We start from the raw sequence: 18,149 nt of genomic DNA, 5'->3' as shown, positions 1-18,149 counted from the left end.
TCGTTTTCATAAAAGAGGGAGGGACGTTTATTATGGGATATCACGCAGGTGATTATGATGTTATTGTCATCGGCGCCGGACACGCAGGTTGTGAATCTGCACTGGCCTCAGCACGCATGGGTTGTAATACGCTTTTATTAACGATTAATTTAGACATGGTTGCATTCATGCCTTGCAATCCATCTATTGGTGGTCCTGCAAAGGGCCACGTTGTTCGTGAAATTGACGCGCTTGGTGGCGAAATGGGTCGTAACATCGACAAAACGTATATTCAGATGCGAATGCTGAATACAGGGAAGGGCCCTGCGGTACATGCCCTGCGCGCACAAGCGGACAAATTTGCGTATCAGCATAAAATGAAAGAAACAATTGAAGCGACTCCAAACTTGACGTTACGTCAAGGTATGGCGGAAGAGCTCATTGTTGAAGGCGGCGTATGTAAGGGTGTTATTACGAAAACAGGTGCTGAATACTACTCCAAGGCGATCGTTTTAACGACAGGGACTTATTTAAGAGGGAAAGTTATTATGGGCGAGCTTATGTATGAGAGTGGACCAAATAATCAGCAGCCTTCTGTTAAATTATCGGAATCCTTGCGTAAACTTGGATTTGATCTTGTTCGATTCAAAACAGGGACTCCGCCGCGCGTTCATAAGGATTCAATTGATTTTAGCAAAACGGAGATTCAACCGGGTGATGATGAGCCGAAATTTTTCTCATTTGAGACAAAAGCTGAGATTGGTGGTAATGATCAGCTGCCATGTTGGTTAACGTACACGTCTGAGGAAACTCACAACATTATTAATTCTAATTTGCACCGTGCTCCAATGTTCTCGGGGGCTATTGAAGGAACAGGTCCAAGATATTGCCCATCCATTGAGGATAAAATAGTTCGATTTGCTGATAAACCTAAGCATCAAATCTTTCTTGAGCCAGAGGGACGTAATACTTCGGAATATTATGTTCAAGGGTTATCAACGAGCATGCCAGAAGATGTTCAATTGGGTATTCTGCGCTCAATTCCTGGATTAGAGAAAGTGGAAATGATGCGTACCGGTTATGCGATTGAATATGATGCGGTAGTTCCTACTCAGCTGAAACCTTCTTTGGAAACGAAGTTGGTAAGTGGTCTATTCACTGCTGGGCAAATTAATGGAACATCGGGATATGAGGAAGCTGCTGGTCAAGGGGTTATGGCTGGGATTAATGCGGCTCGTAAAGTTCAAGAGAAAGAAGCTATCGTCCTTGATAGATCGGAAGGATATATCGGCGTTTTAATTGATGATCTTGTAACAAAAGGTACGAATGAACCTTACCGTCTATTAACCTCACGCGCGGAGTATCGTTTACTTCTTCGCCATGATAATGCTGACCTAAGACTAACGCCAATTGGGCATGAAATTGGGCTTATTTCAGACGAACGATATGCTGCATTTTTAAATAAGAAGGCTTTGATTGATCAAGAAATTGAACGTTTGACTAACGTTAAGGTTAAACCAGAACCTCATGTGCAGGAATTACTAAAGAGTTTGGAAAGCGTGCAGTTGAACAATTCTGTGCCAGCCATTTCGCTGCTTCGTCGTCCTGAGATTGAATATAAACATATTGAACAGATGACTCCTTCTCCACTTGAGCTTGACGATGAAATGAAAGAACAAGTAGGGATTCAAGTGAAATATGCTGGCTACATCGAAAAACAAAGCAATCAAGTGGAACGTTTGCGTAAGATGGAAAAGAAGAAAATTCCGGATGATATCGAGTATAGCGAAATACACGGGATTGCGACAGAAGCTAAGCAGAAGTTAGCTAAAATTCGTCCGATATCTATTGGTCAAGCATCTCGTATCGGTGGCGTTACACCTTCGGATATTTCTATCCTGCTTGTTTATTTGGAACACTACAACAGAGTCATTGCGGCTAGAGGTTAACTCATGGATCCTATTCAACAACAGTTTGTTCAATTATTAGTGAAACAACAAATTTCTCTTTCTGTAGATCAGCTTAATCAATTTGAGTTGTATTACAAGACACTTGTAGAGTGGAACGAGAAAATGAATTTAACGGGTATTACAGAGAGAGATCAAGTTTACTTGAAACATTTCTATGATTCTCTTTCTGTTTCTTTCAATTATAATGTGAGCCAAGTATCATCCGTAGCAGATATAGGCTCTGGAGCTGGATTTCCGAGTATTCCTTTGAAAATTGCTTTTCCACATCTTAAAATCACGATCGTTGATTCTTTGAATAAACGTATCTTGTTTTTAAGAGAGTTAGTTACGCAACTCGGGCTTTCTGATACCGAATGTGTTCATGGTAGAGCAGAAGACATTGCTAGATTACCTAAATATCGAGATCAATTTGATTTGGTTACGGCTAGAGCTGTGGCACGGTTGCAGGTTCTAAATGAATTTTGTCTTCCTTTTGTTAAGAAAGGTGGAACGTTCATTGCGATGAAAGGTTCAGAGATTGATGAGGAACTAAGCGAGGCTTCATTCAGTTTAGCAGAGTTAAGAGGGAAGGTAGTCAAGGTGAATCGTATGCAGCTACCAATTGAGGAATCGATACGGCATTTTGTAGAGATTCATAAACTAGCATCGACTCCGGCTAAGTATCCTAGGAAAGCAGGTATCCCGCTTAAGGAACCTTTGGTCAAATTGTGAATTTGTTCCACGTGAAACATTTACATGGATTCAAGTGTTAAATAGAAGGAAATTGGGACTCTATGTTGAATTAATAATAGAGTGAATTTAGAGATTGCACTTGTCATACTTCGACGTAATATTGGCAAAATGTTTTCGTTTTCGTTCGTTGAAAAGAAAGTATAGGGTTATACTTTTGCTTCGCATCAACCTTGACAAACGCACTCGTCCGTTAGGTACGAAGGTGCCGTTTATCCTTGTGTAGGACGAAGAGGTCGTCTATCTTTGGATCATTTTGGTCGCTTAAACTACGGGAAGAGTTGGTGGTAAGTTTTCCTATGAAAGAACAAATTTCAAAGCTATTTGGCCTAACAGATCGATCAACGACTGATGAGGTCAAGAACATATCGGTGAATAGTATTATTCCAAGTCCGTATCAGCCAAGGTTGCTGTTTGATGATGATCGTATTGATGAGCTCATGCAAACAATTCGAACTCATGGTATCATTCAGCCCATCGTAGTCAGAGTTAAAAACAACACGTTCGAGCTAATTGCCGGTGAACGACGTCTAAGAGCTGTTAAAAAGCTGGGTCTCGATACAATCCCTGCGATTGTACGTGATTTCAACGATTCTCAAGCAGCATCTATTGCTCTTATCGAAAATTTACAGCGCGAAGGTCTTACGGCAATAGAAGAGGCTGCTGCTTACCAACAATTAATAGAGATGCATGATTTAACACAGGAAAGCTTAGCGCAGCGTCTTGGTAAAAGCCAATCTACGATTGCAAATAAGATCCGCTTATTACATCTAAGCGAACCTGTTAAGATGGCTTTAATGGAACGTAAAATTACTGAACGTCATGCCAGAGCGTTGTTGGCGCTTGATCAAGAGGAACTTCAAGTGAAAGTGCTTGAAGAAATCATCACCAAAGAGCTGAATGTAAAGCAAACAGAAATTAAAATTAATTTTTTGAAGGAAGCTACTAAACTCAAGAAATCTCGTCGTGTCTCTTTTACGAAGGATGTTCGGTTAGCTTTAAATACAATTCGTCAATCCGTTGAAATGGTATCGAGCTCTGGTTTAAATATTAATACATCTGAGCAAGATCATGATGATCATTACGAAATTATAATTAAGATTCCTAAACGATAATAAAGCATTTATTGCTACCTTAAACGGCGCAAGCCGTTTTTTTGCATCTTATGGACATAAACTATCAAATATTGATAAGGTAACTCGCCCATAGATATGTTAAGATAGTAATACTGCTTTAGTATGGCATTTGGAACATAAGCGATTGAGGTGAAATGGTTTTGTCTAAAATAATTGCAATAACAAATCAGAAGGGTGGCGTCGGTAAGACGACAACTTCTGTGAATTTAGGTGCTTCCCTAGCCTCTTTAGGGAAAAGGGTGCTTCTCGTTGACATCGACCCACAAGGCAATACAACAAGTGGTATAGGTGTAAACAAAGCGGATGTTGTTAATTGTATTTATGATGTACTAATTAATGATGTTCATCCCAAAGATGCAACGGTTGATACCAATGTTCCAAATCTCAAAATAGTACCTGCAACGATTCAGTTGGCAGGAGCTGAAATAGAACTTGTACCAACGATTTCAAGGGAAGTACGATTAAAGAAATCCCTCCAGCTAGTGAAACATTTATATGATTACATCCTTATTGATTGTCCTCCGTCACTAGGCCTTCTAACCATTAACTCATTAACTGCTGCTGATTCTGTCATTATCCCAATTCAATGTGAATACTATGCGCTTGAAGGATTAAGCCAGCTGCTCAATACCGTTCGCTTAGTTCAAAAGCATCTCAATACAGGGCTTCAAATTGAAGGCGTTTTGTTGACTATGTTCGATGCAAGAACTAACCTTGGGATACAGGTTATTGAGGAAGTTAAGAAATACTTCCAAACTAAAGTATATCAAACGATTATTCCAAGAAATGTTCGCTTAAGTGAAGCGCCCAGTCATGGACAATCTATTATCACGTATGATCCTAGATCAAAAGGCGCGGAAGTGTATTTAGAGCTTGCGAAGGAAGTGATCTCTGTATGACCAAAGGCCTTTCTAAAGGTTTAGGTAAGGGATTGGATGCTTTAATTACTTCTTTACATATCGATGATAGTGATAAAGTTATTCAAATTCCATTATCTCAGTTGAGAGCAAACCCTTATCAACCTAGAAAAAATTTTAATGAAGATAGTATTAGAGAATTAGCTGATTCCATTAAAGAACACGGTGTTATTCAACCGATTATCGTTCGTAAAGTTCTCAAGGGTTTCGAGATTATTGCAGGTGAGCGGAGGTTCCGTGCTTCTCAAGTATCAGGGATTCCGACGATTCCTGCTGTTGAAAGAAATTTTTCGGATCAACAAGTTATGGAAATCGCTCTGATTGAGAACGTACAACGTGAAGATCTCAATGCGATGGAAATTGCCTTTGCTTATCAAGGTATCATTGATCAGTTTTCTCTCACACAAGAAGAGCTTTCTGCAAAGGTTGGAAAGAGTAGATCACATATTGCTAACTTTCTGAGATTGCTGCAACTTCCTGAATCCATTAAACAATATGTTTCACGTGGAACATTATCAATGGGACATGCTAGAGCTATTGTGGGTGTGAAGGACGATAAGGTGAAGAAAGAACTCGCAGAAACGACCATAAGTAAACAATGGAGTGTACGTGAGTTAGAAGAAGCTGTGAAAACGTTGGAAGAGACACCAGGGCAAGAAAAAGAAAGAAGTAAGCAAAAAGAAAAGAACAGAGATCCATACATTAATCAAGCTGAAGATCAGTTGAGAGATATATACCGCACAACGGTGAAAATTAAAAATCAGCAGGATAAAGGTAAGATTGAACTTCTCTACTATTCCAAAGATGATTTAAACCGTCTACTAGAATTACTTCAAGGAAAAATCTCTTAAAATTAGATAGCATACCGATGGTTTTCTTTCGAACTGAAAGATCAAACTAAGGTATGCTATATTTATGAGTTGATGAGTAAGTTTAAAGACAGCGTAAGCTGTTTATCCATGAGAGAGGGTGACAAAATGAAGGGTGTTATGTATTTTGATCAAGCGGCATCTTCGTGGCCAAAGCCGCCTGCCGTTATGGATGCCATGATGCAATGCATGCATGAGTTCGCAGCTAATCCAGGCAGAGGCAGTCATCAGATGGCAGTGAAAGCCAGTAGGGTATTATTTGAAACACGAAAAAATACGGCACGTTTATTCGGAATCAGAAACCCTAATGATATATCGTTTGCATTGAATACAACCCATGCGCTGAACCAAGCGATCAAAGGCTTCGTAAAAGCCGGGGACCACGTGATATGCACCAATATCGAGCACAACTCCGTACGTAGACCGCTTGAATATTTGAAAGCTTCAGCACAGGTAGAACTTACGTATATCCCTAGTGATGAACAAGGTAATATTCGATTAGATGAATTGAAGAAGGCATTTAAACCCAATACAACACTAGTTGTTGTCAATCATAGTTCAAATCTGTTGGGGACAATTATGCCAGTTGGTGAAATAGGAGACATCTGTCGTGCTCAAGGCGTTAGGCTGCTCGTAGACGCGGCTCAGAGCGCCGGTATACTGCCAATTGATGTAGCGGGTATGAATATTGATATGTTGGCATTTCCGGGCCACAAAGGGCTCCTAGGGCCTCAAGGGACAGGTGGTTTATACATTCATCCGGACATTGATTTAGAGCCGCTATTACATGGTGGAACGGGGAGTCAATCGGAGGCCATACATCAACCCACCGTGCGACCAGATCGCTATGAAGCTGGGACTCAAAATACAGTTGGAATAGCGGGACTGAATGAAGGCGTGAAATTTGTCTTGGCTGAAACCGTAGAAAAGATTCATGAAAAAGAGTGGCGTCAAACGCAGCTCCTGATGGAAGGGTTACTGGGAATTGAAGGAGTCACGGTTCTTGGGCCGATGCTTGGACAAAATAAAACAGGAATTGTTTCCTTTAATATTAACGATGCGGATTCATCGGAAGTGGCCTTTATCCTGGATCAATCTTTTCAAATTGCCGTTCGTTCAGGCTATCATTGTACGCCACTTGCGCATGAAGCTGCTGGAACTTTAGCTAAAGGTGCGGTAAGAGCAAGTATTGGCTATTTCACAACGGATAATGAAGTGGTTGCCTTGATTGATGCTGTAAAAGAGATTCAAACGCAGTATGCGAAGTAGAAAGAGGGATAAATCATGGGGGAACTGTTTGGCCTTGATGGTGGGGCCATCGTATTAACTTGTTTCGCATTAATCGTTGTGCTATTTATTTTCATATTAGTCGTATCAATTAAATTAGCTTCCTTGCGTAAACAATATACACAAATGATGAACGGCTCAAAAGCAGAGAATATGGAACAACTCATTATTGACATGCAAAAAGGATTGAACGAGCAAAAGGCCGAATCAGTAGCGACTTCAGCCATGGTTGAAACAATTCGTCAAGCATTGATGAAGACGAAGTCGAAAATCGCGATCCATCGTTATAATGCCTTCAATGAAGGTGGAAGTGATTTAAGTTTTACAATAGCTATATTAGATGATTATCAAGATGGGGTTATTCTAACGGGAATTCATAGTCGCGAGCAAATGTATTTATATGCTAAGCCAATTCAGAATGCACAATCAACATATACGCTAAGCCCTGAAGAAAAAGAAGCGATTACTCAAACTTTAAAGCAGCTGTAGCATTAGGTGTATAAGATTGTGTGCGGCGCAAAGCAGAATGAAGAGCGTCACCAATAATATTGGCCATATTCATGACTAAGCTAAGCCGCGTGTTCTGCAGGACGAAATACTCCATAAATCCACCGACATTTACAATCCCAGTTACATGGATGTTACCAACTGGAGGCAAATCTTTATTAACACCAGCGCCAGGTTTAAGTGGTCCATCGGCAACCTGAATGCAACCGACGCTGGATACTTGACCAAGGCAAGCATCAATGGCAACGATGAAGGGGTTTTGAAATTGGTTATGGATTTTATCAACGGTTTCAGCTAAATTCATGGCATGGACAGGCTCATCTAAAGTACCGAAAAGATGGAGGTTGCGAAGGTTGGTCGTTCGATTCAAATGAGAACCAACTAACGGTCCTAAGGAATCACCAGTAGAACGATCGGTCCCTACACAAATGACAACGATAGGTTGATAGGTTGGTAGTTTGCTAAAGATGGTGTGCAAATGCTTTGAGAGAAGAAAAGGAGTATCGGCATCTGTATGTTGAATCTTCAGTGGTTCTAGAACCGTATTTTTCACTCCATCGAAACCAAATTGGAATTTCATCGTATCCCTCCAAGTGTTACTACTTTTTTTACTAGTATATGGAGAGATAGGGACATTTATACGTAGAAGAGGGGGACTTTCCCTGAAACTTTCAATCATGTTGCTAGCATTCGATTCTACTCAACAAGCACTGAGAGCAGAAATGCTGCTAGAGTATGCAGATATCGAGATCGACATAAGACCAACTCCGAAAGAAATCACTGCAGGCTGCGCATTGTCTATCGAATTTCCAGGAGAGAGTTTAGAACAAGTAAGAGACATTATTCATTCTGAAAATGTAGAAATAAGAGGCATCTATTTTAAAATTGAGGATAAATATGTTACGATGGAATGAAATTAAGGGGGGCTGCACATGGCCTTTGTAACTAAGTTTTTTTCAGATTTAGGTCAATGGATAAACGAACATATAACGAAACCGGAAATCATAGCTTCGATATTTTGGATTGTTGTTAAAATTATATTAATCTATGTAGTAGCTAAAGTTTGCATAAAAATCGCTGATAAAACAATTGCTCATATGATTTCAGCAAGAGATAAGTCTCCGTTGAAATTTGATAGAAGAAGAACGAACACAATAGGAAGTCTCATACATAATCTAATAGCTTACACGATCAATCTCATATGCATTATGCTGATACTAGGGCAAGTGGGGTTGAATATAGGCCCATTACTTGCTGGTGCAGGTGTACTCGGGCTAGCGATTGGTTTCGGGGCACAGAGTTTGGTGAAGGATGTAATAACAGGGTTCTTCATCATCTTTGAGGATCAATTCGGAGTGGGGGATGTCATTCAGATTGATTCATTCAAAGGTACAGTGGAAGAAATCGGGATTAGAGTAACTCGGATCAAGAGTTGGACAGGTGAAGTGCATATTATTCCGAATGGGAATATCAAACAAGTCACCAATTTTTCTACCTACAATTCACTTGCTGTAGTTGATGTAACGATTCCTCTTCATTTGGATATTGATAGAGCGACAGAAATCCTCAAGGAAACCGTGAAGCAAGTTCAGCTGCTAACCGATGATATTGTGAAGGAACCTGAGGTGCTTGGTGTTCAGATGGTGGGTACGACGGATTTGAAAATTCGCATTATCGCGGAGTGCAAGCCGACTAGACAATTTAATGTCACTAGACTTTTGAATATCGAGATTAAGAAGCAACTCAATATCACGCAAATAGAAGTGTTATAACGTAAGAAGATCATGTCCATAAATTCGGAAAAGGCGGTGACAGACGAATGGAGAAGAAGCAGTATCAACTTGGCGATATTGTGCAAATGAAAAAGCCCCATCCGTGTGGCACCAATGAAATGGAAATCATTCGGATGGGCATGGATATTCGGATCAAATGTGTAGGCTGTAAACACAGTGTGTTAGTGCCGAGAACGAAGTTCGAAAGTAAGCTAAAAAAAGTACTTCGATCGAATACAGAGGTACAAGAAGAGTCCTCCTAAAGGGTTCAAGAAAAACACTTGCGAGAGCCTGACTTTTTTGATACAATAAGTCCTGTTCTCGCTTTTCATGGAAAGGTACCCAAGTGGTCCAAGGGGGCTGACTCGAAATCAGTTAGGCGTCGCGAGGCGTGCGTGGGTTCGACTCCCACTCTTTCCGTACTCTAGTGGAACCAACATTTTGAACAAATTAAGAGCCTTTTACGTCTATAAAGACGTAGAGGGCTCTTTTGCTTTTGCAGGTAGGGAATAAAAGGCAAGGAAAGGAAGCAAAATAACCCCATATCTAGGCATAGGTAAAATAAAGGAGGTTGATCGTTATGAGAATTTGGTTAATGATGCTTCTGGTGCTAGCTGTGGTCATCACAGGGTGCTCCAAGAAGAATGAGGGAGGCACAGCAAGTCCAACTGCTGGAGTGACTGTACAGCCTTCTCCAGGGGCTTCTGCGACGCCAGGAGGGACAAACAGTCCAACGGGCGGAACAGCCGCTACTCCGACACCAAAGGCCGGAGACAATGCGACGAAGGATGAGCCTCTTCCTAAGATAACGAAGGAACAGGCCGATAAAATAAGTATGACAGGCACATATGATGACGTGGTGAAGCTGACAGGATCCAAGGGTAAGCTGGTTAAAGATGAGAATGGAAAGAAAACGTATGAGTTCGAGATATCCAATCAACCTGGTTATTATGTGCAGCTCGTTTTCTTTGCGGATGGTAAGATATCGGAGAAGCGAGTTTATCAGAAATAACGAGAGTAAAAAGGCCGCACACCCAAATGGGTTGTGTGGCCTTCTTACTTTCTTATTGGCGATAAAACCTAATATAGGGATCTTTGGTCGGAGACCAAAGTCTCTCCTTATTAAACGCGGTCGCTCATCTTCGAATGACCTCGATAGAGGTTTTCTCATAGAGAAGAAGTGGTAGTATTTGTGCCCTTATCAAAAATTTTCACACCATTGCCTGAACCCACATTGCCAAAGAGGATGGTTTCTCGGCAATTGGCATCCGAGATACGGATCGGTGCTTTGGTACAGCTATTTAGACTATTACCCGTCAACTGATTATTATCCGAGTACGAACCGCTATCTTTACCTTCGGCAGCGAGTAAAATACCGTCTGCTTTACAACTGCGAATAGAATTCTGACGAATCTGATTATCATAAGCATTAATGAGGACAATGCCGTTATTACCTATAGCTTGGAGCTGGTTATTGGATATGATATTGCGATGAGGGCGTTTTTGTTGGATGTCTGCTTGTCCCAGCAATTGAATACCAATATCGTCGATATCATTTAGAATATTAGCAGTGATCATATTGGAGATGCAGTGACCCTTGAGACGGATACCATAGGTATACCCTTTATTTCCGCTCGAATTCATAAAATTCTCAATGATGTTATCGGAAAGATTATTAAACTGACACGGTTCTTCTTTGGGACCGGATATAAGGTCAATCCCAGACTGATAGCATTTCTGCATGCGATTTCTCGCGATGACAGAACGACTGCTGCCATTGGTCAAAGTGATACACGATTGAAAGAGCATGTTGAATTGATTTTGTACAAAATGATGATTCTTAACATTACTGCACCAGATGCCATAACCTTGGGTATCGTAGTCTAACGTTCCGATGATGTTATCGAAGGTACAGTTCTCGACAACAACTCGGTTAGAATCGACGGATTTAACGCCATTATCGATCATGGAAAAGGTGCAGTCTGTGATGGTAATGTCGCTAGCTTGATCGAGCGCAATTCCGCATTCAACTCGTGGAACTGAGGCATTTCCGAAGGATCCAATTCCTTGGAAGGACAACCCTTGGATATGTACATATTGAACCGCAGATAAGTTAAGAAGACCGAATTTATGGGTGGATGACCGAAGGATGCTGCTGCTGCCGGCCCCCATTAAGGTAATGTTCGCGCTCACGCGTAAGGGTATCTTAAGGAAGTACATGCCTGGCGGGATGTAAACAATGCCACCTGATAAAGCAGCAGTATCGATTGCGCTTTGGATATAAGGAGCGTCGTCTTCATCATAACGTCGGTTGCCGCGGGCTCCGAAATCTTTGACATTATAGAAGAGAGTGGAAGAGGTTGCCGCATGCGCCTTATTGCTAGGCATGAACAAGTCCCCGGCTGCTAAAGCTATGCCTGCGGTACCTAGTATAGATAACAGTTTTCTACGGCTAAAAGCGGATGTGGAAGAGGGGGTTAGATCACTAGAGTGATACTCACGCTGCGTATGTCTATTTTCGTCCAAAAAGTTCACCTCGTACGTATATTGGTAGATATAGTAAATTATAAAGCAAAGCAAGCTGGCCGGAAAGAGCAGCATACAAAAATACAAAAAACCCCTGAACATATCGTTCAGAGGTACTTCCAATCCACAAGTGTCGGTACGTTTAATGAGTTCTATCCCTCCGTCTGTAGCTGACAGAGAAACGGTCAATGATATACCCAACAAGGGCCCATGAGGCGATCGTTAACGCATAAATGATAAGCATTCGAAACATGGAAATTTCATAGATGTTCGTAAATGTTGATGCAAACCATGCTGGTACACTGAGAGCGTAGAACAGCATATAGAAGGCATCATGCTCATGAAATAAATAATGAACCAAGCACAAGGCAGCACCTAGGAAGGTAAACAGCCAGGTAAACGTGGTAGTTCTCATAGCTCATTCTCCTAGTCATGTTGAACTTCAATTTTACTGCCGTAGATGCTTCCGATGCCATTTTCGATTGTGGTTGCTCGTTTCAGGGAAGGTATCACCCTTTTTCAGTGTCACGATTTGGGGGTTGTTAATCCCCATGTGAAAAGCATTTTCGCCAACTTCGATATACTGACCGTCGTTAGGAACATGATCGCCAGCATTGAATTGTGTCCATTCACCCATGATGATCACCTCTTCTTAAGAATAACAATCATGTTTAGATTACCCCTTTGGAGGGGAAGCATGTATGAATCCCATTACCAGCTTCCTCCTTCGCAGTTTGTTAGAGAAAAACTTGTAATATGTCGCTCGATTTGCTATAGTATTCAGGTGCGAGTTTTGAATAAGAATCCTCGCTCCTTGCTCCTTCGCTTGTCTGACAAGCTTAAAGAGGAGCCGCTTAGTCCAAAAGGAGGTGAAATACATGCGCAAATATGAACTGATGTACATCATTCGTACAGACGTTGAACAAGAAGTTGTTCAATCTACGGTAGAAAAGTTCCAAGGCATCATCACGAACGGTGGGGGAGAAATCTCCAAACATGACCTGATGGGCAAACGCCGTCTTGCGTATGAGATCAAGAAGTTCCGTGACGGGCACTATGTGCTGGTACACTTCAACGCAGAACCTGCTGTTGTAACTGAACTTGATCGCGTACTTAAGATTTCGGACGAAGTAATTCGTCACTTAATCGTAAACGACGTAGCTTAATACATGCCAGTATTTTCGTCAGGAGGGTTGTTCCATGTTGAACCGTGTTATTCTTATCGGTCGATTGACCAAAGATCCAGAACTTCGTTATACGCCAGCTGGCGTAGCTGTTACACAATTTACACTTGCAGTAGACCGCCCTTTCACGAATTCACAGTCGAAAGAACGGGAAGCGGACTTTATCAATATCGTCACGTGGAGGCAGCTTGCTGAAACATGCGCGAACTATTTGCGTAAAGGTCGTTTGACAGCAGTGGAAGGACGTATTCAGGTACGGAATTACGACAACAATGAGGGCAAACGCGTTTATGTGACCGAAGTTATTGCCGATAATGTACGTTTCCTAGAATCCAGCAACAGCGGCGGTAATCGCGAAGAAGGCGGATCATCTAACGCAAACGCAAGCTACGGCGGCGGAAGCGGCAGTGGCAATCGTGGCGGTGGATCGCGCGAGCAGCAGGATCCTTTCATTGATGACGGAAAACCGATCGATATTTCCGATGATGACTTGCCATTCTAAAGTAGAAAGGACTGAACAAACTAATGGCTTTCCAAAAAAGAGATAACAACAGTGAAGATCGCGGCGACCGCAAATTTGCTCCTCGTGGTAAAGGCGGTAAAGGTAAACGTCGTAAGGTTTGTTACTTCACAGTAAACAAAATCAAGCACATTGACTATAAAGATATTGAAACTCTTAAAAAGTTCATCAGTGAGCGCGGGAAGATTCTTCCTAGACGTGTAACTGGTACTTCCGCTAAGTACCAACGTGCATTGACGATCGCTATCAAGCGCTCCCGTACAATCGCATTGTTGCCTTACACAACGGAATAGGGTTAAACCAAGAAGGCAGCTGTATCTAACGGCTGTCTTTTTTGTATGCCAAGAAGCAAACGACGGGGGGAGAAACCAATCGTGAAAATCCACAAAGAGCAGGCCGAACACTACATATGGGGCGATGGTTGTGACGGTTGGTACCTGGAACGGGATTCGGATAGGACGATTATCCAAGAGCGAATGCCAGCGGGTACATGTGAAGTTAAACATGTGCATCAAAAGTCGAAGCAGTTTTTCTTCATTTTAAGTGGAGAAGCTAAGATGTGGATCGATGGTACGGTTATCACCCTGAAGTCGCAGGAAGGTTGTACGATCTTGCCAGGTATTCCGCACCAAATTCGTAACGAATCCTTCGAAGCTGTCGAATTTCTAGTGATTTCAACACCATCAACGCGGGGGGATCGAACAGCTCTGTAGAGGCTTTCTTTTCTTGTGCCTATTTGTGGTATAATTGACACAATAGTCATTGCTGAATGAGGAGAGATGACGGTTGCTGAATAGGGAAAAGGATGTTGACCTAGCCAGACGGGCCAAAGTCATTGAATGGCTCAAGACAGAAGTCGTAGATCATGTGGCTCATCTGCTCAAAGGCATATGGGAAGGCAGCCATGTGAAAATTGTAGATGGATTAGCCAGCTTAATTTCGAGCGGTTACATCCTAGGCAGAAGACTAGGCATTTCCTTTCACAGTTTAGACGAAGCTATTGTAGAGAAAATGAAGAAGCACCGCCAAGAGGGCCATCAACTTGAGGACTGGTACGGCGACATTTCATCGCTAGAAGAACATTTACGTAAGAGGTGAGCCCGGTTGGGGAAACGAAGTTGGCAAAGCATCATATGGAGCGCAGTGACGATCGTCTCATTGCTATCTCTAATGACGCCTTTTATTATTTTCACATTTAGTTTTCTCATGATTCCAGTTCTAATGTTATATGTAAAATCAAGCACAAGGCGTTTCGTCATTAGCTATGTGCTCAGCTTGCTCGTTGTTTATATACTTACCCAATGGCAAGGGATATTCCTCATGTCGGTTTCTTTATTCTTCTTACCGCCTGTTCTGGTCATGGGTAACTTATACAAACGTAAAGCAGCGGCAAGATCAGTGTTAACGGCAGGAATTATCACGATTCTGGCAGAGTCACTGGTGAGTCTTGTTATCGGGTATGCGCTCGGATTTGATCCAGTTGCGAAGTTCAAGCAATTCATGATGGAAAGTATAGCGAGTATGCCTCCAGGCATTCGTGATATTTTGCCAAAAGATCAGGATTGGTATGTCAATTTCATCGTGCAAGTGATTCCTTTATATTTAATTTTCGTAGCCCTATTCTACACGTTTGTGTCCCACGGCATTAGCCGCTGGCTGCTCAACAAAACAGGAGAAGGGATTCCAGGATTACGCCCGATGAGGGAGTGGATGCTGCAGAAATCGCTTGTCTGGATCTATTTGGTTGTATTTGTTTTAGATTTATTTGTTAATCCGGCTTCAATTTCACTGATTTCTACGTTACTAATGAATGCGATGCCGCTGCTTATGCTAGCCTTCGCTGTTCAAGCAATTTGCTTTCTATTCTTTGTTGCCCATGCGAACAAGTGGAAGCCTATTTTGCCAATCGTGGCGATTATATTAGTTTGCTTCATGCCTCCTTTATTTATCGTATACAGCTTATTAGGGGTATTTGATGTTGCGTTTCCAATCCGAGAACGGTTCAAGAAAAATATATAGGATTAGGAGCTAGTTCGAATGCCGAAGTTCCTTTTAAAGCGGTGGCACGGTCAACATATCGTGTGGATTTTCGTCCTACTCATCATTTTGACAGCCATTATTTATATGTTCAAATGGTGGCTGGGCCTAACAGCCTTCCTGATTTGCGGTGTATTAGCATACTTTACGCTGCAAGCAGAGACTGCTTTTCGTAGAGAGTTAAATACGTACGTCGGAACGATTACACATCGGGTGAAAAAAGCAGGCAATGAAGTCATGAGTGGCCTTCCCATCGGAATTATTTTATATAATGAAGAGAAGCGCATCGAGTGGCACAACCCATTTGTGGCAAAAATGCTTGAGAAGGATTCGGTCATTGGCGAGTCGCTATTTGAATTCTTCCCTGATTTGAAAAACAAAAAGGACAAAAGCGACAAAAGTGACAAGCTGGAGCTGTCCATTGGAAAGTTTATTTATCAAGTATGGATTAAGCCTGAGGAGCGGCTGCTTTATTTCCGTGAAATAACGGAGCAAGCTATTCTGGCGAAGAAGTATGAAGATGAGAAAACGGCGATCGGTATCGTAATGATGGATAATCTAGAGGAGTCGACGCAAGGTCTCGATGATCAGACTCGCAGTATTATGCTGGCTAAGGTGACTGGTGAGATTACCGAATGGGCTCAGAAGTACCAGATATATTTGCGCCGGACGTCATCGGATCGTTTCCTTATTTTGATGGATCAGAAGGCTTTGCGCCAACTGGAACAGACTCGTTTTGAAATTCTGGACGAAGTGCGGGATCTGACGATTGAAAATAAGCTTCCATTGACGCTTAGTATTGGGATCGCTTCAGGAGCTGAACAGCTCATGGAACTTGGTCAAATGGCACAGATGGGACTAGATATGTCACTCGGCCGCGGCGGCGACCAGGTAACGGTCAAAGTCGGGCAGCGACTTTCCTTCTATGGCGGAAGAACGAATGCGGTTGAGAAGCGTACGCGGGTTCGCGCTAGAGTCATATCTCACGCCTTGCGTGATCTAATGAAGGATAGCGATAAAGTGATCATCATGGGTCATCGGTTCCCTGATATGGACTCCGTTGGCGCAGCGATTGGTGTCTTGAAGGCTGTACAGGTTGTCGGCAAAGAAGGCTACATTGTACTGGAGGGCGTTAATCCCTCGATTCAGAAGGTCATGGAGACGATTGCTGCCGATGAGCGGCTGCATCGTTGGTTCATTACGCCCGAACAGGCGATGCAGATTACGACACAGCGCTCGCTGGCGGTTGTTTTGGACACACATAAGGCGTCCATGGTTGCCGAGCCTAAGCTGCTACAGCAGACGCACAGGGTTGTGGTGGTCGATCACCATCGCCGTAGTGAGGAGTTCATCCATGATGCGACACTCGTCTATATGGAGCCGTATGCGTCCTCAACGTGCGAGCTTGTGACAGAGCTGCTTCAATATATCAATGAAAAGCTAACCATGGAAGTGTTGGAGGCAACGATGCTGCTGGCTGGGATCGTGGTGGATACGAAGAGTTTCAGCCTCCGTACAGGAGCAAGAACCTTCGAAGCGGCATCCTATTTGCGCCGAAATGGTGCAGATTCCGCCTTAATCCAGCGATTGTTGAAGGAAGATCTTGATTCGTATATCGAGAGAGCAGAGGTTATTAAACTTACAGAAACGATTTACGAACATGTCGCATTGGCAGTTGCTGAGCCAAATCGCAAATATTCTCAGTTGATGATTGCGCAAGTAGCTGATACATTGTTGAATATGACGAATATTATGGCATCCTTTGTCATCGCCGAACGACCGGACGGATTGATCGGGATTAGCGCAAGATCGCTAGGACAGATGAACGTTCAGATCGTAATGGAACGTCTGGGCGGAGGCGGGCATTTAACGAATGCAGCTACGCAGATAGATGGCACCTTAGAGGAAGCAACGAATCGATTGAAGAAAGTACTTGAGGAAATGCAGGAAGAGGAGGGACTTTTCGAATGAAAGTCATTTTACTAAAAGACGTTAAAGGCCAAGGTAAGAAGGGCGAAGTGAAAGAAGTATCTGAGGGTTACGCACAGAATTTCCTAATCGCGCAGGGGCTTGCTGCTCCAGCTACACAAGGAACTGTTAAGGTGCTGGATAATCAGAAAAAAGCCGAGCAGCGCCGCAAGGATCAAGAGAAATCCGATGCTCAGGCGCTCGGTGAGAAGCTTGGTGAAATGACCGTTCAAATCAAGGCGAAAGCCGGTGAAGGTGGACGTCTATTCGGAGCCATCCCTAGCAAGCAAATCGCAGAAATTCTAGAGAAGCAGTACAAGATCGTAATCGATAAGCGTAAAATCGTGCTGGAAGATCCAATTCGTACGCTTGGTGTGACGAAGGTTGCTGTGAAACTGCACAGTGAAGTAACGGCTAGCTTGAACGTACACGTTACGGAAGAGAAGTAATAAGTCGAATGACGGAACGTGGTAGTGGCGTTCCGGAGCAAGGGAAGACAATGTTCGAGAGCAAGAGAAAACAGCGTTACGGAGAAAGAACATGGATGAAGGTAAGAGTCCCTTGGAGGGGCTCTTATCTATTGTAAGGTTATACCGCGGTTGTTGAATCTACGAGGTAGTTCTCGTAGTTTTCTTTGAGGACTTTACTATGTCTGTAGAGGTCACTAGTTCGTTGAGTTTGAAATGAAAGAGTAGCATTATAAGTAGAAGACTAAAAGATGAACCATGGATGATAGAAAGCATTGAAG

General features: G+C 42.6%; 23 protein-coding genes and 1 tRNA gene. 20 read left to right on the top strand and 4 right to left on the bottom strand.

Annotated elements, in window-relative coordinates:
* Positions 1-32 precede the first annotated feature (32 nt).
* The 7 genes from mnmG to GC102_RS16480 all read left to right on the top strand — a co-directional run bounded on the left by mnmG (position 33) and on the right by GC102_RS16480 (position 7,376).
* Positions 33-1,928 (top strand): tRNA uridine-5-carboxymethylaminomethyl(34) synthesis enzyme MnmG, encoded by a 1,896-nt coding sequence (gene mnmG / locus GC102_RS16510; protein ID WP_171690523.1) that lies wholly within the window; start codon positions 33-35, stop codon positions 1,926-1,928.
* Between the two features lie 3 nt (positions 1,929-1,931).
* On the top strand, positions 1,932-2,660 hold the full coding sequence (rsmG, locus tag GC102_RS16505) for a 16S rRNA (guanine(527)-N(7))-methyltransferase RsmG (RefSeq protein ID WP_171690522.1): 729 nt from the start codon (positions 1,932-1,934) through the stop codon (positions 2,658-2,660).
* Positions 2,661-2,977: 317 nt separating this feature from the next.
* A complete protein-coding gene (gene noc, locus GC102_RS16500) occupies positions 2,978-3,793 on the top strand; it encodes a nucleoid occlusion protein (RefSeq protein ID WP_171690521.1) in 816 nt (271 codons plus the stop codon).
* Between the two features lie 161 nt (positions 3,794-3,954).
* Entirely contained in the window at positions 3,955-4,713 is a 759-nt protein-coding gene (locus tag GC102_RS16495) for a ParA family protein (RefSeq protein WP_029196154.1), read from the top strand.
* Positions 4,710-5,582, top strand: coding sequence for a ParB/RepB/Spo0J family partition protein (locus GC102_RS16490; RefSeq protein WP_171690520.1), 873 nt, complete (start codon positions 4,710-4,712; stop codon positions 5,580-5,582). The genes GC102_RS16495 and GC102_RS16490 overlap by 4 nt, the downstream gene beginning before the upstream one ends.
* A 126-nt stretch (positions 5,583-5,708) precedes the next feature.
* Positions 5,709-6,869: an aminotransferase class V-fold PLP-dependent enzyme gene (locus GC102_RS16485; protein WP_171690519.1), complete on the top strand. Its 1,161-nt coding sequence runs from the start codon at positions 5,709-5,711 to the stop codon at positions 6,867-6,869.
* A 15-nt stretch (positions 6,870-6,884) separates the two neighbouring features.
* On the top strand, positions 6,885-7,376 hold the full coding sequence (locus GC102_RS16480) for a DUF4446 family protein (RefSeq protein WP_171690518.1): 492 nt from the start codon (positions 6,885-6,887) through the stop codon (positions 7,374-7,376).
* Here GC102_RS16480 and yyaC read toward each other — a convergent pair.
* A complete protein-coding gene (gene yyaC / locus GC102_RS16475; protein WP_171690517.1) occupies positions 7,351-7,974 on the bottom strand; it encodes a spore protease YyaC in 624 nt (207 codons plus the stop codon). The two genes, GC102_RS16480 and yyaC, sit on opposite strands and share 26 nt — an antisense overlap.
* Before the next feature lie 97 nt (positions 7,975-8,071).
* On the opposite strand from yyaC, the gene GC102_RS16470 reads away from it, so the two are divergent.
* From GC102_RS16470 to GC102_RS16450, 5 genes are all read left to right on the top strand, one after another.
* Positions 8,072-8,308: a putative Se/S carrier protein gene (locus GC102_RS16470; RefSeq protein ID WP_171644218.1), complete on the top strand. Its 237-nt coding sequence runs from the start codon at positions 8,072-8,074 to the stop codon at positions 8,306-8,308.
* An 18-nt stretch (positions 8,309-8,326) separates the two neighbouring features.
* Entirely contained in the window at positions 8,327-9,166 is an 840-nt protein-coding gene (locus GC102_RS16465; RefSeq protein WP_171690516.1) for a mechanosensitive ion channel family protein, read from the top strand.
* A 47-nt stretch (positions 9,167-9,213) separates the two neighbouring features.
* Complete coding sequence (locus GC102_RS16460) at positions 9,214-9,429, top strand: DUF951 domain-containing protein (RefSeq protein WP_171690515.1); 216 nt, start codon at positions 9,214-9,216, stop codon at positions 9,427-9,429.
* A 69-nt stretch (positions 9,430-9,498) separates the two neighbouring features.
* Positions 9,499-9,586, top strand: a tRNA-Ser gene (locus GC102_RS16455).
* Positions 9,587-9,746: 160 nt separating this feature from the next.
* Positions 9,747-10,178, top strand: a complete 432-nt coding sequence (locus GC102_RS16450) for a hypothetical protein (protein ID WP_171690514.1) — start codon at positions 9,747-9,749, stop codon at positions 10,176-10,178.
* Positions 10,179-10,333: 155 nt separating this feature from the next.
* On the opposite strand, the gene GC102_RS16445 is transcribed toward GC102_RS16450, so the two are convergent.
* The 3 genes from GC102_RS16445 to GC102_RS16435 form a co-directional block, all read right to left on the bottom strand.
* Positions 10,334-11,692: a right-handed parallel beta-helix repeat-containing protein gene (locus GC102_RS16445; RefSeq protein ID WP_171690513.1), complete on the bottom strand. Its 1,359-nt coding sequence runs from the start codon at positions 11,690-11,692 to the stop codon at positions 10,334-10,336.
* Positions 11,693-11,834: 142 nt separating this feature from the next.
* The gene (locus GC102_RS16440; protein WP_171690512.1) at positions 11,835-12,107 is read right to left on the bottom strand and encodes a hypothetical protein; all 273 of its coding nucleotides are present in this window, start codon (positions 12,105-12,107) and stop codon (positions 11,835-11,837) included.
* Positions 12,108-12,140: 33 nt separating this feature from the next.
* On the bottom strand, positions 12,141-12,329 hold the full coding sequence (locus tag GC102_RS16435) for a YjzC family protein (protein WP_171690511.1): 189 nt from the start codon (positions 12,327-12,329) through the stop codon (positions 12,141-12,143).
* A gap of 241 nt (positions 12,330-12,570) precedes the next feature.
* Here GC102_RS16435 and rpsF point away from each other — a divergent pair, with 241 nt between their 5' ends.
* The 8 genes from rpsF (at position 12,571) to rplI (ending at position 17,850) form a co-directional block, all read left to right on the top strand.
* Entirely contained in the window at positions 12,571-12,858 is a 288-nt protein-coding gene (gene rpsF, locus GC102_RS16430) for a 30S ribosomal protein S6 (protein ID WP_028557223.1), read from the top strand.
* 34 nt (positions 12,859-12,892) lie between these two features.
* Positions 12,893-13,378 carry a single-stranded DNA-binding protein gene (ssb, locus tag GC102_RS16425; RefSeq protein WP_029196140.1) on the top strand — a complete coding sequence of 162 codons (486 nt, stop codon included), beginning with the start codon at positions 12,893-12,895 and terminating at the stop codon, positions 13,376-13,378.
* Positions 13,379-13,401: 23 nt separating this feature from the next.
* Positions 13,402-13,689, top strand: a complete 288-nt coding sequence (gene rpsR / locus GC102_RS16420) for a 30S ribosomal protein S18 (protein WP_029196139.1) — start codon at positions 13,402-13,404, stop codon at positions 13,687-13,689.
* Positions 13,690-13,770: 81 nt separating this feature from the next.
* Complete coding sequence (locus tag GC102_RS16415; RefSeq protein ID WP_171690510.1) at positions 13,771-14,109, top strand: cupin domain-containing protein; 339 nt, start codon at positions 13,771-13,773, stop codon at positions 14,107-14,109.
* Positions 14,110-14,182: 73 nt separating this feature from the next.
* Positions 14,183-14,494: a MazG-like family protein gene (locus tag GC102_RS16410; RefSeq protein WP_029196137.1), complete on the top strand. Its 312-nt coding sequence runs from the start codon at positions 14,183-14,185 to the stop codon at positions 14,492-14,494.
* A 6-nt stretch (positions 14,495-14,500) separates the two neighbouring features.
* Positions 14,501-15,415: a DUF2232 domain-containing protein gene (locus tag GC102_RS16405; protein WP_171690509.1), complete on the top strand. Its 915-nt coding sequence runs from the start codon at positions 14,501-14,503 to the stop codon at positions 15,413-15,415.
* 18 nt (positions 15,416-15,433) lie between these two features.
* Positions 15,434-17,404 (top strand): DHH family phosphoesterase, encoded by a 1,971-nt coding sequence (locus GC102_RS16400; RefSeq protein ID WP_171690508.1) that lies wholly within the window; start codon positions 15,434-15,436, stop codon positions 17,402-17,404.
* Positions 17,401-17,850 (top strand): 50S ribosomal protein L9, encoded by a 450-nt coding sequence (rplI, locus tag GC102_RS16395; protein WP_171690507.1) that lies wholly within the window; start codon positions 17,401-17,403, stop codon positions 17,848-17,850. The genes GC102_RS16400 and rplI overlap by 4 nt, the downstream gene beginning before the upstream one ends.
* Positions 17,851-18,149: the final 299 nt, after the last annotated feature.

The organism is Paenibacillus germinis, from assembly GCF_013141785.1.
Lineage (GTDB): Bacteria > Bacillota > Bacilli > Paenibacillales > NBRC-103111 > Paenibacillus_E > Paenibacillus_E phytorum.
The sequence above is the reverse complement of the archived record's forward strand: the minus strand, read 5'-3'. Positions and strand labels throughout refer to the sequence as shown.

What these genes read in the sequence shown, in the direction of transcription:
- mnmG (WP_171690523.1), top strand. Translation starts at nt 33, where the DNA reads ATGGGATATCACGCAGGTGATTATGATGTTATTGTCATCGGCGCCGGA.
- rsmG (WP_171690522.1), top strand. Translation starts at nt 1,932, where the DNA reads ATGGATCCTATTCAACAACAGTTTGTTCAATTATTAGTGAAACAACAA.
- noc (WP_171690521.1), top strand. Translation starts at nt 2,978, where the DNA reads ATGAAAGAACAAATTTCAAAGCTATTTGGCCTAACAGATCGATCAACG.
- GC102_RS16490 (WP_171690520.1), top strand. Translation starts at nt 4,710, where the DNA reads ATGACCAAAGGCCTTTCTAAAGGTTTAGGTAAGGGATTGGATGCTTTA.
- GC102_RS16485 (WP_171690519.1), top strand. Translation starts at nt 5,709, where the DNA reads ATGAAGGGTGTTATGTATTTTGATCAAGCGGCATCTTCGTGGCCAAAG.
- GC102_RS16480 (WP_171690518.1), top strand. Translation starts at nt 6,885, where the DNA reads ATGGGGGAACTGTTTGGCCTTGATGGTGGGGCCATCGTATTAACTTGT.
- yyaC (WP_171690517.1), bottom strand. Translation starts at nt 7,974, where the DNA reads ATGAAATTCCAATTTGGTTTCGATGGAGTGAAAAATACGGTTCTAGAA.
- GC102_RS16470 (WP_171644218.1), top strand. Translation starts at nt 8,072, where the DNA reads ATGTTGCTAGCATTCGATTCTACTCAACAAGCACTGAGAGCAGAAATG.
- GC102_RS16465 (WP_171690516.1), top strand. Translation starts at nt 8,327, where the DNA reads ATGGCCTTTGTAACTAAGTTTTTTTCAGATTTAGGTCAATGGATAAAC.
- GC102_RS16460 (WP_171690515.1), top strand. Translation starts at nt 9,214, where the DNA reads ATGGAGAAGAAGCAGTATCAACTTGGCGATATTGTGCAAATGAAAAAG.
- GC102_RS16450 (WP_171690514.1), top strand. Translation starts at nt 9,747, where the DNA reads ATGAGAATTTGGTTAATGATGCTTCTGGTGCTAGCTGTGGTCATCACA.
- GC102_RS16440 (WP_171690512.1), bottom strand. Translation starts at nt 12,107, where the DNA reads ATGAGAACTACCACGTTTACCTGGCTGTTTACCTTCCTAGGTGCTGCC.
- GC102_RS16435 (WP_171690511.1), bottom strand. Translation starts at nt 12,329, where the DNA reads ATGGGTGAATGGACACAATTCAATGCTGGCGATCATGTTCCTAACGAC.
- rpsF (WP_028557223.1), top strand. Translation starts at nt 12,571, where the DNA reads ATGCGCAAATATGAACTGATGTACATCATTCGTACAGACGTTGAACAA.
- ssb (WP_029196140.1), top strand. Translation starts at nt 12,893, where the DNA reads ATGTTGAACCGTGTTATTCTTATCGGTCGATTGACCAAAGATCCAGAA.
- rpsR (WP_029196139.1), top strand. Translation starts at nt 13,402, where the DNA reads ATGGCTTTCCAAAAAAGAGATAACAACAGTGAAGATCGCGGCGACCGC.
- GC102_RS16400 (WP_171690508.1), top strand. Translation starts at nt 15,434, where the DNA reads ATGCCGAAGTTCCTTTTAAAGCGGTGGCACGGTCAACATATCGTGTGG.
- rplI (WP_171690507.1), top strand. Translation starts at nt 17,401, where the DNA reads ATGAAAGTCATTTTACTAAAAGACGTTAAAGGCCAAGGTAAGAAGGGC.